Annotated in this window: 15 protein-coding genes; 7 read left to right on the plus strand and 8 right to left on the minus strand. The window is 32.6% G+C overall.

Features of this window, described 5'->3' with window-relative positions; genetic code table 11:
- From allB to K6343_03805, 5 genes are all read right to left on the minus strand, one after another.
- A partial coding sequence (gene allB / locus K6343_03785; GenBank protein ID MEF3245084.1) for an allantoinase AllB occupies positions 1 to 1,293 on the minus strand: 1,293 nt, incomplete at its 3' end.
- A 14-nt stretch (positions 1,294 to 1,307) separates the two neighbouring features.
- Positions 1,308 to 3,026: an adenine deaminase gene (gene ade / locus K6343_03790; protein MEF3245085.1), complete on the minus strand. Its 1,719-nt coding sequence runs from the start codon at positions 3,024 to 3,026 to the stop codon at positions 1,308 to 1,310.
- Positions 3,027 to 3,030: 4 nt separating this feature from the next.
- On the minus strand, positions 3,031 to 4,356 hold the full coding sequence (ssnA, locus tag K6343_03795; GenBank protein MEF3245086.1) for a putative aminohydrolase SsnA: 1,326 nt from the start codon (positions 4,354 to 4,356) through the stop codon (positions 3,031 to 3,033).
- Positions 4,357 to 4,366: 10 nt separating this feature from the next.
- Positions 4,367 to 4,645 (minus strand): DUF503 domain-containing protein, encoded by a 279-nt coding sequence (locus K6343_03800; protein MEF3245087.1) that lies wholly within the window; start codon positions 4,643 to 4,645, stop codon positions 4,367 to 4,369.
- Positions 4,645 to 5,757 carry an ABC transporter ATP-binding protein gene (locus K6343_03805; protein MEF3245088.1) on the minus strand — a complete coding sequence of 371 codons (1,113 nt, stop codon included), beginning with the start codon at positions 5,755 to 5,757 and terminating at the stop codon, positions 4,645 to 4,647. Before K6343_03805 ends, K6343_03800 begins: the two co-directional genes overlap by 1 nt.
- A 94-nt stretch (positions 5,758 to 5,851) precedes the next feature.
- Between K6343_03805 and K6343_03810 the strand changes: the two genes are divergently transcribed.
- From K6343_03810 to gmk, 7 genes are read left to right on the plus strand one after another with little or no spacing between them, the layout of a single operon-like run.
- The gene (locus K6343_03810) at positions 5,852 to 7,288 is read left to right on the plus strand and encodes a hypothetical protein (GenBank protein MEF3245089.1); all 1,437 of its coding nucleotides are present in this window, start codon (positions 5,852 to 5,854) and stop codon (positions 7,286 to 7,288) included.
- A gap of 9 nt (positions 7,289 to 7,297) precedes the next feature.
- Positions 7,298 to 8,308, plus strand: coding sequence for a galactose-1-phosphate uridylyltransferase (gene galT / locus K6343_03815; GenBank protein ID MEF3245090.1), 1,011 nt, complete (start codon positions 7,298 to 7,300; stop codon positions 8,306 to 8,308).
- The gene (glgA, locus tag K6343_03820) at positions 8,305 to 9,732 is read left to right on the plus strand and encodes a glycogen synthase GlgA (GenBank protein ID MEF3245091.1); all 1,428 of its coding nucleotides are present in this window, start codon (positions 8,305 to 8,307) and stop codon (positions 9,730 to 9,732) included. Before galT ends, glgA begins: the two co-directional genes overlap by 4 nt.
- Positions 9,722 to 11,146, plus strand: a complete 1,425-nt coding sequence (locus K6343_03825; GenBank protein ID MEF3245092.1) for a hypothetical protein — start codon at positions 9,722 to 9,724, stop codon at positions 11,144 to 11,146. The genes glgA and K6343_03825 overlap by 11 nt, the downstream gene beginning before the upstream one ends.
- Positions 11,143 to 12,513, plus strand: coding sequence for a hypothetical protein (locus K6343_03830; GenBank protein MEF3245093.1), 1,371 nt, complete (start codon positions 11,143 to 11,145; stop codon positions 12,511 to 12,513). Before K6343_03825 ends, K6343_03830 begins: the two co-directional genes overlap by 4 nt.
- Before the next feature lie 13 nt (positions 12,514 to 12,526).
- On the plus strand, positions 12,527 to 13,654 hold the full coding sequence (locus K6343_03835; protein ID MEF3245094.1) for a S41 family peptidase: 1,128 nt from the start codon (positions 12,527 to 12,529) through the stop codon (positions 13,652 to 13,654).
- A complete protein-coding gene (gene gmk, locus K6343_03840) occupies positions 13,651 to 14,214 on the plus strand; it encodes a guanylate kinase (GenBank protein ID MEF3245095.1) in 564 nt (187 codons plus the stop codon). Before K6343_03835 ends, gmk begins: the two co-directional genes overlap by 4 nt.
- Here the strand turns inward: gmk and K6343_03845 are convergent.
- The 3 genes from K6343_03845 to K6343_03855 all read right to left on the minus strand — a co-directional run.
- Positions 14,159 to 14,929 carry a PD-(D/E)XK nuclease family protein gene (locus tag K6343_03845; protein ID MEF3245096.1) on the minus strand — a complete coding sequence of 257 codons (771 nt, stop codon included), beginning with the start codon at positions 14,927 to 14,929 and terminating at the stop codon, positions 14,159 to 14,161. The genes gmk and K6343_03845 overlap by 56 nt on opposite strands.
- Positions 14,902 to 15,504, minus strand: coding sequence for a dephospho-CoA kinase (gene coaE / locus K6343_03850; GenBank protein ID MEF3245097.1), 603 nt, complete (start codon positions 15,502 to 15,504; stop codon positions 14,902 to 14,904). The genes K6343_03845 and coaE overlap by 28 nt, the downstream gene beginning before the upstream one ends.
- Before the next feature lie 3 nt (positions 15,505 to 15,507).
- Positions 15,508 to 17,203 (minus strand): hypothetical protein (locus K6343_03855; GenBank protein ID MEF3245098.1); only part of this gene is annotated, 1,696 nt, incomplete at its 5' end.

Genomic DNA, 17,203 nt, shown 5'->3' on the forward strand with positions numbered 1-17,203 from the left:
GGTTTTTTCAATAACCCCTTTAAATTCAAAACCATTGAATGGTGAATATTTATTTTTACATAAAAGGTCTCTTTCTGCGTCAAATATATAAGATTCAAATGGATTTACGAGGACAATATCTGCATCAAAACCGACCTTTATTTCACCCTTCGAATTTAAGTTAAATCTTTTTGCAGGGTTTTTAGCTAATACTCTTACTAAATCTTCTAAAGTGAGTTTCCCTGAAGAGTATCCAAAAGTAAAAAGCGCATTGAAACGGGTTTGAACTCCAGGAATGCCTGCGTAGTTATCAAAGATACTGTCCTGTGATTTTTCTTTGGGGAAGATACCACCTGCATGGTCTGTTGTAACAAAGTCCAAAGTGCCATTTTTGAGTCCTTCAAGCAAGTATTCTGAATCGATTTTTTTCCTTACAGGAGGAGCAGTTTTAAGAATTGGGCCAATCTTATCTAAATCATCTTCGTTAAAGATAAGATAGTGAGGGCAAGTCTCCGTTGTAATATCAACACCTTCTTCTTTAGCCATCTCTATTAATTTTAGACCTAAACTTGTAGAAAGGTGAACAATGTGTAGTTTGTTCTTAATTTCTTTTGCAAGTGCAATACTTCTTAAAATTGCAATCGCCTCAGCTTCATAATTTCTTGCAATAGTCCATGCTTTTGGGTCTACTCTATTAGTTTCATACATTTTTTTGGTAAAATAATCTACTAATTCAAGATCTTCTGCATGAACTCCAACAACAAGATCGTTTATTTTTGCTTCATTAAAAACTTTTGCCAACTCTTCCGTATTTAGGCTAGGGTAAGTTTTCATTCCAGAGATTGTATAGACCTTTAAACCTACAACACCTTCTTTAGCAAGATCTTTAATTGTCTGGGCATATTCATTTGTTGCGATTTGGTCTTTTCTTACACCACCCCAAAATGCAAAATCAACAAAAGCTTTTTTAGATACAATTTCCAGTTTATAGAATAGGTTTTTTAGATTAGTTACTTCGGGTATTGAAGTGCAAGGCATATCAATAATTGTTGTAACTCCACCTTTAGCTGCACTCATTGAACCAGTATAAAAATCTTCTCTTTCAGTATAGCCTGGATCATCAAAATGGACATGCGCATCAATAAAACCAGGAAATGCAACTAAATTTGTTGCATCAATAATTTCAGTTTCTTTAGAATCAATTTTTCTTACGTTGATTGGTTGAACTTCCTTAATTTTGCCTTCTTCAATCAAAATATCGACTTGCTCAAGTTTGTTTCCTTCTTTTATAATATTAGCGTTCTTAATAATCATTGTTATGCCTCTCATTAAACAAATAGGTCAACAAAAGTAAACTTTTCAACATCAACAAGGCCTGAATCAGTGATTTTCAATTTTGGGATAACAGCAAGAGACATAAACGCTAATGCCATAAAAGGATCGGGGTGAGATATGCCTAATTCTGAATGGGCAATTCTATGCAGTTCAGTTATCTTTTTTGCAACTTCATGGACGCTCATGTTTGTCATCAAGCCACCATACGGGAGGGCAATATAATCTAAAACTTGTCCATCCTTTGCAAGGGCAATACCCCCACCAATTGATTCAAGTTCGCTAACGGTAAGGAGCATATCTTTATCATTTACTCCTGCAACTATAATATTGTGGGAGTCGTGGGCAATAGACGTAGCAAAAGCACCGTATTTTAGTCCTAATCCTTTTAAAAATGCTACGCTTACTTTTCCAGTTGCTTTGTGTCTTTCAAAGACTGCTATTTTTATAATATCTCTTTCAGTGTCAGATACAACTAAGCCATTTTCTATTTTTGGTTCATAAATGAGTTCATCTGTCACTACTGAATCTGGCTTTATACTTATTACCCGTATTTTTTTATTCCTTCCTTCCACTTTTAACTGTTCAAAAGTTGCAGTTTTTAAATTTATTGTATTCTTAACAGCATTATCGTGCTTTGGTTCTTCAACTTCAAACAGTGGATTACCTTCCTTTGCTACAAGTTTGCCTTTTTTAAAAACTAATTCAATTTTTTGGAGATCTTTAAACACAACTAAATCTGCAACAAAACCAGGAGCAACTCCACCTAAGCGTCTAAAACCAAAAAATAGAGATGGGTTAAGCGTTGCAAATCTCACTGCTTGTGGTAGCGGAATTCCATTTTTTACAAGTAAGTTTATTGCAAAATTAATGTGCCCTTCTGATATTAGATCTTCAGGGTGTTTATCATCCGTGCATAATAAGATCCTATGTTTAGTTTCATTACTTATTATAGGAAGTAAATTTAGCGTATCTCTTGTTACAGATCCTTCCCTAATCATTATCCACATTCCATGTGCTAATTTTTCCAAGGCTTCTTCTTTTGTTGTGCATTCATGATCAGCAAGAACTCCACTTGATAGATAAGCATTTAAATCGTATCCGCTTAAAGTTGGTGCATGGCCGTCGATAAGTCCGTCATGAAAAAGTAAAATTTTCTGAAGTACTTCATAGTCTTTATTAATTACACCTGGATAATTCATCATTTCTGCAAGGCCAAGAATTCTATCCTTCCCTTTTAAAATTGCAAGATCTTCAGCGTAAAGTGTTGCTCCAGAAGTTTCAAGATTCGTTGCGGGAACACAGCTTGAAAGCATAAAGTAAATGTCAATAGGAAGATCTTTTGAAGAGTTAACCATAAATTGAATCCCAGAAATTCCAGCAACATTTGCAATTTCATGTGGATCAACAACCGCAGTAGTTGTCCCAAGTGGAATCACTGCCTTAGCAAATTCGGGAGGTATAAGCATTGTGCTTTCAATATGCATATGGGAGTCTATAAATCCTGGAGCAACATAACGACCTTCTATATCATAAACAGTTGTAGCTTCTTCATAATTTCCCACTCCAGCAATAAAACCATCTGAAACAGCAATATTTCCTTTTTCTATGGATTCATTGAATACGTTTATTATATTTGCATTTTTAATTAAAATATCTGCAGGTTTTTTCCTCCTTGCAACATCAATAATATTTGTCAGAGTTTTCGTATCCATAATCTTAGAATTTCCTCCAAAATTCTTTTGCTACTTCTTTTGATTTCATAGTTATTTCTTTTTCGTCAAGTTCTTTCAGATGACGATTACTAACAAGTTGTTTTCCATGCACAAAAACATCTTTAACTGAGTTTTCCCTTATTCCAAAAATTAAGTGATAATAGAAATTCTTATCGTTTACTTCAGTTGGAGGTTTGTAGTCTAATACAACCAAGTCTCCATAAGCACCACGATCAATTGTACCTACTTTTGCTTTAAAGAATCTATTTGCAATTTTTGGATTATTTTCAAAAAGCATTCTGTAAGCAAGATCGCTACCCACTCTTGGATCTTTGTAAGCCAATTTTGGTAGTATATGAGCAACTTTCACTGATTCTATCATTGAAGGAGTATATCCATCTGTTCCTAAACCTATCAAAATACCTTTTTTATCCATCTCCAATATAGGGGCAACTCCTACTCCATTATTCATGTTTGACTCAGGATTATGTATTACTGTGGTTTTTGTTTCTTTCAAGATATCCATTTCTTTTTCGTTAATATTTATGCAATGAACAGCAAGAGTCCCATCTTTTAAAATACCAAACTTGCTTAATCTTTCAACAGTCCTAATTCCACTTGTTTTTAATGCGTGTTCAAGGTCTTCAATTCCTTCTGCTACATGTATATGAAAACCAACACCGAGACTTTTTCCAATTTCACCAACACTTTCTAATGTGGAGTCCTTAAGGGTAAAAGAAGCATGTAGTCCAAACAAGGCATTAAAAAAATCTTCGTTTTTACTCTTCTTAATGTATCTAATATTTTCTTGGATAGATTCTTTACTTAAACTCTCTCCCCATCTGTCAGAAGTTTCATAGGCCAATACTCCTCTTATTTGAGCGTCTTTTAAAGCTTTCTCAACTATATCAAGGGAACCATTAATTAAACCAAAAGAGGCGTGGTGATCTATTACTGTGGTAGTTCCTGCTTTTAGGCCTTCTATTGCTGGAAGTAAGGCACTATAATAAATTTCTTCTTCAGTTGTAAGTAGTTTATCAAGTTTCCACCAGATTTGTTCAAGTATTTCTTGAAAGGTATATGGACTTGCGCCATTAAATCCAAAGCCTCTTGCAAAAGTGCTGTAAAGATGCATATGTGTGTTAATTAATCCTGGAACAAGAAAATTTCCATCAAGATCAAATAGCTCTGCGTTTTTATACTTGCTGAGCATTGCAAAAGAACTACCAAAGTCAACAATTTTGCCTTCCTCAATAACTACTGCACCATTTACTATAAAAGGTTCGCTATGGTTAAAGGTGACAATATTTCCATTGTAAAGGATTTTCATTTTTCCTCCTTTAAAGAATTTCTATATTATAATCTGAAACAGAAACTCTTAAATCCCTTTTTAGGAAATCCACGATTTTTGAAAGTGTGCTTAATAAGTATGGCGCCTCATTATTCACACTAACAATTGTAAGAGAAACATCTTTCCAACTATCGTTATTTTCTTCTGCTATGGCAACATTGAAATTATTCCTTATTTTTGCAGTTAAACTCTGGACCACTTGTCTCTTTTGCTTCAAAGAGGCAGAGTTAAATACAACTAAATTTATATTACAAATCCCCACATGCATTAAAAGTAAGCAGTTTCTGTATCTTTATCGAAGACATGAATATTTCTTACATCTACAAATAATTCAATTGTATCACCCATTTTATAAGAAGTGTTTGCAGAGGCTCTTGCAACAGAAAGTGAACCGTTTAATCTAAAATGTAAAAATGTTTCTGAGCCCATGACTTCAACAAAATCAATTGGTGCCTTCAATACTTGAACATTACCCTTTTGAGATTCAATGAGTTCTTCTTTTGGGAAGATATCTTTAGGTCTAATGCCTAAAATTACTTCTCTACCTTGAATATTCGCATTTTTAAGTATTGCTGCAAAATCCTTAGGAACTGTGAGTGAAAAATCAGAACCTCTTAAAACAATATTTTCTTCCTCTTGTTCAACTCTAACATTAAAGAAGTTCATTGGAGGAGTTCCAACAAAACCAGCTACAAACTTATTTGCAGGATGATCGAACACTTCTTTTGGAGTTCCTATTTGCTGTACAACTCCTTTGTTTATTACTACAACTCTATCTCCAAGAGTCATTGCTTCAACCTGGTCGTGTGTGACATAAACTGTTGTAACCCCAAGTCTTTCATGGAGTTTTATTAGTTCTCCTCTTGTCTGAACTCTTAATTTGGCGTCAAGGTTTGAAAGTGGTTCATCCATGAGATATACTTTTGGGTCTCTAACAATTGCACGAGCAAGTGCAACTCTTTGTCTCTGTCCACCGGAAAGTTCTTTTGGTTTTCTGTTAAGGAGATTATCAATACCAAGCATTTCGGAGACTTCTTTGACTTTTTTTTCAATCACTGCTTTAGGCACTTTTCTCAATTCAAGTCCAAATGAAATATTTTTAAATACATTCATGTGAGGATATAAGGCATAGTTCTGGAACACCATTGCGATATCTCTGTCTTTAGGGGGTACATCATTTACAAGTCTATCTCCAATGTACACTTCTCCAGACGTTACCTCTTCAAGACCAGCAATAATCCTAAGTGTTGTAGTTTTTCCACAGCCCGATGGACCAAGTAAAACTAAGAATTCTCCATCTTTTACATCTATATTTACATTATCGACAGCGATGACATTACCGAATCTTTTTACAACGTTTACCAATCTTACTTCTGCCATAGATTCACCTCTCATTTTTTATATTTTGTAATAAATTCGGATTTTGTATAATATTATAGTATATTAATAACAAAAAACAAATAAAAGAGGAAAAATGGACAACAAGATTTTTTTGTGGTTGCACATGCATCAACCTGATTATCAGGAAAGCATAACAAACAAAATAATTCTGCCTTGGGTTAGAAGGCATTCTTTAAATGGGTATTATTCAGTGCCTAAGTTGTTAAAAGATTCAAGTTTTAAAGCTAACATTAATTTTTCTGGCATTCTTTTAGAACAGTTAAAAAGATACATAGATGGCGAAAAGGACTATTTTCAGATTCTTGAAGAAAAAGACCCAGAATATCTCTCGCCAAGTGAAAAACAGTTTATTTTTTTAAAATTTAACGTGCCAATAACTTTTAAAAATGAAACTTTCCTTAAGTTAAAGGAAAAAATTAAATACAGAGAAAAGCTAACTAATAGCGAGATTTTAGACTATCAGACAATTTTTAAACTTTCTGCCTTTTCTCCTTTAGATGAAGAGGTCATAGAATTAAGGAAGAAAGGGAGCAATTTTACAAAAGATGATAAAAAAACTCTTATAAACTTAGAGACAAGAATTATTAGAGAATTATTTGGGCTTTACATAGGATTACTTAAAAGGAAACAAATAGAAATTACTGTTACTCCGTTTCATCACCCTATACTTCCTCTGCTACTTGATATTAACTCAGCAAAAAAGAGTAAGGAAACGGCAATTGTTCCTGATATAGTAACTGGTTTTATTAATGATGCAAACTGGCATATAAAACAGTCAATTAAAATAGCAGAAGAGATTTTTGGGATAACTCCTCAAGGAATGTGGCCAGCAGAAGGAAGTATATCAGACGAAACAATCGACCTTCTTAAAGAGAATGGCATTAAATGGATAGGAAGTGATGAATTACTTGTGAAACCTTTTAATCTAAGTCAGGGTATTTATTCCTATAAAGATATGACCTTGTTTTTACGAAACCACTCTGTTTCAGACAAGATTGGGTTTGTTTATAATAAGATGAAACCACCTGAAGCAATAAATGATTTGAAGAATGAAGCTAAAATGAATAAAAAATTAATACTTATCCTTGATGGAGAAAATCCATGGGAATATTTTCCCGATTACGGTATTGATTTCTTGAAATCGTTTTTTGGAAGTTTTAAAGAAACTGATACACTTCTTGGAAGCGAAGGAGTGGCCTCTGTGAAATTGAGTAATATCAAACCAGGTTCTTGGATTAATGGATATTTCGATACATGGGTCGGTGATGAAGAATCAAATACTGCCTGGATGCATCTTACCGAAGTGAGAAATGAAGTATCAAAAAATGATCTCTTGAATGAGATTTATCGAGCAGAAGCAAGTGACTATTTTTGGTGGTATTCAGATTTTCATAAAAACGAGGTAGGTTTTGAGTTTGACTCACTTTTTAGAAGCAGATTAATTAAATCATTACTTTTGGAAGGAAAAGAAGTTAAAGATTTTTTGTTATTTCCAATTAAAAGAAGATAGGAGGTTTAAATGCCAGAATTAAGAAGAGACCCTACAACTGGAAAATGGGTAATTATAGCAACAGAAAGAGCATTGAGGCCAACTGATTTTAAAAGTGAAGAAGATACAGTAAAAGGACCTGAAGGTTGTCCTTTTTGTGAAGGTAATGAAAGCATGACACCGCCTGAGATAGTTGCGGATAGAAAAGAGGGAACTTTACCAAACTCACCTGGTTGGTTCGTTAGGACCATTCCCAATAAGTATCCTGCATTAAAAGTAGAAGGTGAGTTAAACAGGCATGGATTGGGTATTTACGATATGATGAACGGAGTTGGGGCACACGAAGTAATTGTTGAATCCACAAGCCATTATGATTCTTTTAGTACTCTTCCGCTTGATCAAGTTGAAAGGATACTTTGGATGTTTAGAGAGAGAATGCTTGATTTAAGAAAAGACACTCGTTTGAAATACATCCTTATTTTTAAAAACAAAGGGAAAAAGGCTGGTGCATCCTTAGAGCATCCACATTCTCAACTTATTGCTACACCTGTTTTACCTGATGTTGTGAAATTGGAAATGGATATGGCTCTTAAATACTACCAATACAAGGAAAGATGTATATACTGTGATATTGTAGAAAACGAATTGGAAAATACAGAAAGGATCATTGATTCAAACGAGAAATTTGTTTCTTTTGTTCCTTTTGCAGCAACTGTGCCTTTTGAAATTATGATTTTACCAAGAGAACATATCTCTGATTTTAGTCAAATTAAATCGGCAGAGATTAAACTACTTGCAAAAACTTTACAAAATTCGCTTAAGATGTTAGAAAAGGCCGTCAAAAATGTTCCTTATAATCTTTATATCCATACTTCACCGTTAGATAATTTGAATATTTCATACTACCATTTCCATATACATATTGTGCCAAGACTTACTCAACTTGCCGGTTTTGAATGGGGCTCTGGCTTTTATATTAATCCAATGGTTCCAGAGCAAGCAGCAGAATTCTTACGTAAAGCTAAGGAGGAAAACATATGAAAATCGCAATAGTATCAAGTGAAGCAGTTCCTTTTTCTAAAACGGGCGGTTTAGCAGATGTTGCAGGTGCACTATTTAAGGTATTCTCAAATATGGGGGAAGAAACATACCTTTTTTCGCCCTATTACAAAAAAACAAAAGAGACTTTTAAAGACCCAGTAGACAAATTTGATTTTTCTGTAGAGATTGATGGAAAAAAGGTAAAAGGTTTTGCGAATATTTTTAAACTATACGACAACGGAAATGCAATTTTGATTGAACAAGATGAATATTTTGAAAGAGATGGACTTTATGGTGAAAGAGGGGTTGATTACATTGACAATGCCTTAAGATTTGGCTTCTTTAATAAGGCTGTTCTTGAAACCATTATCTTATTAGATCTAAAACCCGATATTTTACACTTGAACGATTGGCAAACTGGACTTTTGCCATTATTCATAAAAGATAGAGGTTTGAAATTAAAGACTTTATTTACCATTCATAATCTTGCATACCAGGGCAATTTTGAAAGTGATTATTTAGAAAAATTAAGAATTGATCCAAAATATTTTACAATTGATGGAGTAGAATTCTATGGGTCGCTAAGTTTTATGAAAACAGGGATCGTGTTTGCAGATAAAATAAGCACTGTGAGCCCAACATATGCAAAAGAAATCCTCACTAAAGAGTTTGGAGAAAGGTTGGAAGGAATCCTTTCAACTAGAAAAAAAGACTTAATAGGAATACTTAACGGAATTGATACCGATATTTGGAATCCAGAAACCGACACCTTTATTTATAAGAATTTTAACAAACAAACACTTGAATTGAAAGAAGACAACAAAATACAGTTTTTAAATGAAATAGGTTTGCAAAATTTAGAATTCCCTCTTTTTGGAATGGTTAGTAGACTTGCATCACAAAAAGGAGTTGATATACTTACTGAAGCTCTTACTAAACTCTTGAAGGAAAACATAAACGTTGTAATTCTTGGAACAGGTGAAAAACCTTTGGAAGAAAAACTAAAAACTTTAAGTGAACTTTTCCCAGAAAAATTTAAACTATTCCTTACATTTGACGAAAGCCTTGCACACAAAATCTATGCTTCTTCAGACTTCTTCCTTATGCCATCAAAATACGAGCCATGTGGCTTAGGTCAGATGATAGCATTAAGATATGCAACGCTTCCAATTGTGCATGAAACAGGGGGGTTGAAAGATACTGTCGATAACTTCTCAGAGATAACAGGTTGTGGAAATGGTTTTTCCTTTGAAGAATATTCAGGAGAAGAGCTAGAAAAATTAACTATGTATGTAATTAATCTCTTTAAAAATAAAGACATGATGATGAAATTAAAGAGAGTTGCTATGGATTGTAACTTTTCATGGGAAAATTCTGCAAAACAATATTTAAAACTTTACGAGGAAATAAGGAATGAAAATTAAATTTGGGACATCTGGCTGGAGAGGAATAATTGCAGACGATTTCACTTTTGAGAATGTTAAATTTGCAGTTTACGGAATAGTTAAGTATCTTAAAGAGATTGAAGGTAAAAGTGTTATTGTGGGATATGATACGCGCTTTCTTTCGGAAGATTTTGCAAAATCTGCAGCTGAAATTATTGCATATAATGGTATAAAAGTGCTGTATTCACAAGGTGATATCCCAACTCCTGTTGTATCTTATGAAGTTATAACTAAAAAATTAGATGGCGGCTTGAATTTTACCGCATCCCACAACGATTATATGTATAATGGGCTAAAATTCTCAAACAAAATTGGAGAACCTGCTCTACCCGAAGAAACTCAAAAAATTGAGAAATATATTGATGAGGCATTCTCAAAAAACACAAAAATAAATTCATTAAAATTTGACGAAGCTTTGGATTCTCACTTGATAGAGATTTTAACCAAAACAGATTATATTTCTGATCTTAAGAAGCTTATAGATGTTGATAAAATAAAAGCTAAAAATCTTAAGGTTGTTTATGAACCTTTTTTTGGCACCGGAAGAAGATTTGTCCCTGAACTACTTTCAAATATTACAGATTTCACAATGATTCACGGAATTAGAGACCCCTTTTTTGGTAAAATTCACCCAGAACCAATAGAGGCAAATTTGAAAGAACTTTCTGAAGAAGTCTTGAATGTAAAGGCAGATATAGGTATTGCAACAGATGGTGATGCAGATAGATTTGGTTTTATAGATAAAGATGGAAGTTTTATTCCTCCAAACATAATACTCTCCATTATTTATTATTATTTACTTAAAGTTCGTGGGATGCAGGGGAATGTTGTAAGAACAGTTTCAACAACATCATTACTTGATAGAATTGCAAGAAAAAATGGTTTTGATGCTATTGTTACACCTGTTGGTTTTAAATACATTGGTGAAGCGCTTTATGAAGGTAAGGCAATTTTTGGAGGAGAAGAAAGTGGCGGTGCATCACTTAAAGGTTGGCTTACTGAAAAAGACGGAATACTTATAAATGGTTTGGTGTTGGAAATTGTATCACATTTCGGGAAAACCCTAAAAGAACTACAGAACGACCTATTCAGAGAATTTGGTGAAGTGGACAACAATAGAATTGACATTGCTTTTGATGAAAGCTTGAAAGAAAAAGCGAATAATTTACTTAAAGATTACATTGTTAAAAATAAAGACTTTTTGGATTATAAAGAAATTGATGAAACTGATGGAATAAAAATATCTTTTAAAGATGAAAGTGGTATCTTATTCAGATTTTCAGGCACAGAACCCAAGTTAAGAATCTACTGTGAGAGTGATTCCTTGGAGAAACTATATAACTTGAATAATTTAGCAAACAAAATATTTAATTTAGCAATGGAGGGTACATGATAGTTGATTTTACCAATGTATTAGAAGAAAATGTAGGAAAGTTTGGTATTAGAAAAGATGAAATAGTTAATAATAGCGATTTTTTATTTAGAATTAAAGAAAATGTTATAAGAAAAGAATTATCTAGTTATTACCCCTTGGTATTGGTTGACACAATGCAAAAAAGTTTGCAGGAAATAAAAGAGTATGCAAAGTCAGTTAGAGAACAATTTGATAATTTAGTTGTTGTTGGAATGGGCGGATCTGTTGTTGGTAATGAACTATTGCACTTTGGATTATCGAATATCTATACAAATTTAGAAAATACTAAAAAAATATTTTTTATAGACAATATAGATGCCGATACCAACCTTACGCTTCTTTCAAATCTTGACTTAAAAAAGACTTTTTTTAATTTTATCACGAAATCTGGTTCTACTTCTGAGACGCTTTTGAATCTGCTTCTCATTTTTGATTTTCTAAAACAACGGAATCTTGATATCAAAAAACATGTATTATTTACTACGGATCCTGAAAAAGGTTTTTTAAGAACGTTAGCAAAAGAATTTGATATAAAAGCCTTCCCTATAGACCCTCTTGTTGGGGGTCGATACTCTGTTTTATCTTCCGTTGGTCTGTTCTCTACTGCCTTCGAAGGCTTTGATATTGAAAAATTGCTATATGGAGCCAAAAAAAAGAAAGAGCATTTTGAAACATCGGATGTTTTAGAAGAGGCTGCTTTAATTTTGCCATTTGTGCAATATAAATTATTTAAAGAGCATAATGTAAATATAAATGTGCTATTCTCTTATTCAGATAGCCTTGAATATTTGGGTAAGTGGTATGAGCAGCTTATCGCTGAAAGCATAGGTAAAAAGTTTTCAAAAGAAGGTGATGTTGTAAATGTTGGTATTACCCCGGTTGTAGCAAGAGGTGCATATCACCAGCATTCCACTTTGCAACTTTTTATTGAAGGTCCTTATGATAAATTGGTAATCTTTGTTTTTCCTGAAGAAAAAAACAAAAATTATAAAATTAAAGGAAGTGAATTTATTCAAAAAGAGGATGTAGAATTTCTTTTGAATAAGAACTATTCTGAATTACTTAAGCAAGAATACTATGCAACAAAAGCAGCGTTAACTGAGGCAGGTAAACCAAATTTATCAATTGAAGTTTCTACAATTGATGAAGAATCATTGGGTGAACTCTTATATTTCTTTGAATTAGAAGTGCTATCATTAGGAGAAATGCTTAATATAAATCCTGTTGATCAGCCAGGTGTTGAATTAGGAAAGAAATTTACCCATGCACTTATGAACGACAAAAAATACTCTGAGTATTTAAGTCAATTAGAGAAATACAAGAATTTTAAAAAATTCGTACTATAAATAAGAGGCTGCAATGAAAAAAAATTTTATATTAGCATTAGTTTTAGTTGTATTAGGTTCTTTTATTGCTGGGTATTTCATAGGTTTTAAGTACCCAATTGGGGTTAGCACTACTTCTCAACATATTCTTCTTACAAGAATTGCTGATTATTTATTGTCTGATTTTTATAAACCTATCACTGAGGAACAATTAATAAAAGGGATGGTAAATTCACTTTCCGATCCTTACACCGTATTTATGAACTCTGAGGAAACTAAAGTACTTCAGGAGGAAGTTAAAGGCGAGTATGCAGGAATTGGAGTTGTTATTAAGTTTGATGAGACCACTAAATATCCTGTAATTTCTACAGTGTTTAAAGGATCCCCAGCGGAGAGGGCTGGTTTGTTAGTGAAAGATATAATAGTAAAAGTTGACGGTAAATCAACTAATAACCTATCTCTTGATGAAGTTGCCGCTTTAGTTAAAGGTAAAATTGGAACGGAAGTTAACCTTCTTGTTAGAAGAAATGACAAAGAATTAACCTACAAAATAATTAGAGAAAAAATAAATATTCCTTTAGTTGAAACGAAATACTACGATAACGGTAAAATTGGGTATGTAAGTATTTTTATGTTTTCTCAAGGGCTTGGCGAAGAATTTAATGACGTTTTAAATGAATTTAAGGAAAGAGGTGTTTCGGGTATAATACTTGATCTCAGAGGAAACCCTGGAGGTTTACTCGATGAGTGTGAGAAAGTTGCATCAGAAATTTTACCCTCTGGAGTACTTCTGTACACAAAGGATAGGAGTGAAAAATTAACACCATTAACTTTCTCTGGACATAAACTTAATATTCCACTTGTTGTGCTTGTAGATGGAGGAACAGCAAGTGCTTCTGAAATACTAACAGGAGCCATTAAGCACTATAAGGTAGGAACAATTATTGGTGAGAAGACTTTTGGAAAAGGTGTGATTCAACAGATATTTCCTTTACCTTACGGAAACTCAATTAAAATTACTGTTGAAGAGTATCTTTTACCAAGTAAAGAAAGTATCAATAAAGTCGGAATTACTCCGGATATTGAAATAAAAAATAATCCGCAGTTAGAAGAAGATCAAGTATTAAACGAAGCAATTAAGATTTTGGAGGCTCAAAATTGATTATAGTGATTTCAGGCCCATCTGGAGTGGGAAAGGGAGTTGTTACTAAAAGACTTGTAAAACTTGATGATAAATTTGAGATAGCAATAACTTGCACTACAAGACCAATGAGAGAATACGAGAAAGATGGTGTTGATTACTTTTTCCTAACGAGAGATGCATTCACAAAAATGATAGAGAATAATGAACTAGTCGAATACTCAGTAGTGCACGGGAATCTCTATGGAATTCCAAAAAGATATATTGAACTTGGTCTTACAGATAAGAAAGATGTGCTTTTTCAAATTGATGTGCAAGGAGCAAAAAAAATTAAAAATGTTTACGACGAGGCTTTACTAATATTTCTTATGCCACCTAGTTTTGATGTGCTTTTGGAAAGACTCAATAAGAGGGGCACCGAGGACCAACATGAAATTGAAAAAAGGGCAAAAAGAGCGAGAGAAGAAATTGAAGAAAGATACATTTATGATTATGTTGTAGTCAATGATATCTTAGATAAAGCTGTTAACGAAGTTTATGAGATAATTTTGAAAGAGCGTAAGCTTCGCAGATCTTCTTAAACTCACAACTTTCACAAGTTCCGTTAATTTTAGGAGGGTATACTCCTTTTGATATGTTATCAAGTATCTCTCCAATTTTTCTTTTACTTTTTTCCATCATATAATTTGAGATTTCAAATTCGATATTTTTACCTTTGCTTAAATAGTGAAAACTCACTTTTTTTATTCTTCCAGCTCCATACTTGTAATTACCAGCCATATTGTAAATAATTGGTTGCAAAATCTCTTCTTCTCTAAAAGAATCTTCTAAAAAACTATTTGTTTTATAATCGATGATAATGAAGTTATTTAAAATCATATCTACTCTATCAAGTCGTCCTTTCATTTCCACTCCTAAAAAAGGGAAAGAAAAATTAGTTTCTACTTCATAAGCAGGTTTAAAACCAAAAATATGCTTTTTGTAATATCCAATTAACATCTTCTTTGCTTTCTCTTTAGCATTATTTTCTTCTTTTTGGGTTTTGTAGCCATCACTTATCCAGTTTTCTTCAAAAAGTTCGAGGAGATATTGAAATGGAAGCTTTTTAAGGACTATAAAATTTTCGTTCGGACTGTAAAATTTTTCAAGGACTTTATGCACAGAATTACCAAGACTAAAGTATGGTTTAACTTCAGTTGGCAATTTATCTACATATATAAATTTGTAGCGTAATGGGCACTTTATATAAGTTGATATTTTTGAATAACTTAGGTAGAAAGTATTTTTTTCTTCCACACTTCGATTACCTTTTCTTTTAATTCTTCTATGGTTCCTGTATTTTTAATGACAATATCGGCTTTTTTAATTTTTTCTTCAATTGGCATCTGTGCATTGATTCTTGCAAGTGCTTCAAATTCGTCAATTTGTTCACGTTCTATTAGTCTTTTTAGCTGTAATTCTTTTGGTATGCATATCACAACAGTAATATCGGCTAATTTGTCCCACTCTGCTTCAAATAGTATGGCTGCATCCAAAACTAAAAAATTTGTTCCTATTTCTCTATGCCTTTCAATCTCTAAAATTAATTTTTCTGTTAGAACAGGAATCATTATATCGTTTAGTTTCTTGAGTTCGTCTTTATTATGAAATACAATTTTAGCAAGGAGTTTTCTATTTAAAATATTATCATATAAAATAACTTTGTCACCGAAAGTTTGTTTAATCTTGTCAATTACCCCTAAGTAATTTGAATCTTGTAAAGATTTTGCAAGACTATCCAAATCTATAACTTCTGCACCTAACTCTTTTAAAAATTTGCTTACAGCAGATTTGCCCGAAGCAATGTTGCCTGTAAGTCCGATTACTTTCATAGATTAGACGCTCCTAACATCTCCTAAAGTTTTCCCGTAGGCAATATCAACTATTAAAGGAACTTTTAAAGAAACAATATTTTCCATAATTTCTTTAATTTTTGGTATATACATATCTATTTTCTCATCTTTAACTTCAAAAATAAGCTCATCATGTATCTGAAGAAGAATGTTAGCGTCCTCACCTAAAACTTCATTTATTTTAACCATTGCCAATTTTATTATATCTGCAGCGCTTCCTTGAATTGGGCTATTTATAGCAACTCTTCTTGTGCTTTCTCTAATATTGTTATTTTCTACTTCTATATCTTTTATAAATCTTCTTCTACCTGAAATTGTTCTAACAAACCCATTTTTTCTTGCAAATTCGACAGATTTCTCAATGTATTCGAGGACTTTTGGGTATTTTTTAAAATAACGTTCAATATAGTCTTTTGCTTCCTCTTTAGTCATTTGTGTTTGTTTAGCAAGTCCATAAGGCGACATACCATAGATAATTCCAAAGTTAATTGTCTTTGCAAAATCTCTTTTTTCTTTAGTAACCTCTTCTTTTCTTAAGGAAAATATTTCCATTGCAGTTACTCTGTGTATATCCTCACCATTCAAAAAGGCGTCTATGAGTTTATCATCTTCTGATAAATGTGCTAAGATTCTTAATTCAATTTGAGAGTAGTCGCAACTTATTAAGCTAAAACCGTCATCTGCAATGAAACCTTTTTGTATTTTGATACCCCAACTATCTTTAATAGGAAGGTTTTGAAGATTTGGGTTTGTGCTCCTTAACCGACCAGTCGCAGTGCCAATTTCATGAAAAATTGTATGAAGCCTTTTGTTTTCTTTTGAAGCAAGAGAGGGTATTGGTTTAATGTAGGTGTTTTTAAGTTTTACTAAGTGTCTGTAGTTTAAAATAAGTGGAATAATAGGGTGAGATTCAACAATCTCAGAGAGAATGGAAACCCCTGTGCTTCCTTTAAAATCCTTTGGTGGAGTAATACCAAGCACATCAAATAATACTGAAGAAAGTTGTTTGGGCGATAAAATATTAAAGGAAATATTAGCAAGTTTATATATTTCTTGTTCAACTCTGTTGATTTCTTCGTTAATTTCCATATCTAACTTTGTAAACCAATTTGTATCAATTTTTATTCCTTTCTTTTCCATCAAGAAGAGCACTTTTAAAAGAGGCAATTCTATATTTTTGTATACTTCAAATAAACCTTCTTTTTTTAAGGTATCAATAATTTCATTTGCATAATCTAATATAAATTTCATCTCTTCAAATTTGTTAGAGAATGATGGCACATCTTTAAGAAACTTGTCATAATTCTTAACTGCAAAATCATTCAAGTCTGGATCAAGCACATATAAGGCAAGCACGTAATCTAACGGAACGTTTTTTACTTCTACTTCAAGGTAATCAGCCAATTTATAGAGCATTTTTAAAGAATTTGTGTATTTTGGGATATTTTCATCTGAGATGATTTTCTTTAACAGTTCAATTTCGTCTACTTTTAAAAAAAGGTTTGTTGAAAAGTCAAAAGATAGAAATTGGTTGTTATGTAGCAAAAGAACATTTTCAATAACTTTTTCGTTATAAATAATTTCGATTACAGCTGATTCTTCATTAGCCTCATCATTTCTTTTCTCTTCAATTTCTCCTTTTCTTTTATTGGTTTCAAGGAAAGTAATACTATTGTCA

The sequence above is a fragment of the Caldisericaceae bacterium genome (assembly GCA_036574215.1).
GTDB lineage: Bacteria > Caldisericota > Caldisericia > Caldisericales > Caldisericaceae > Caldisericum.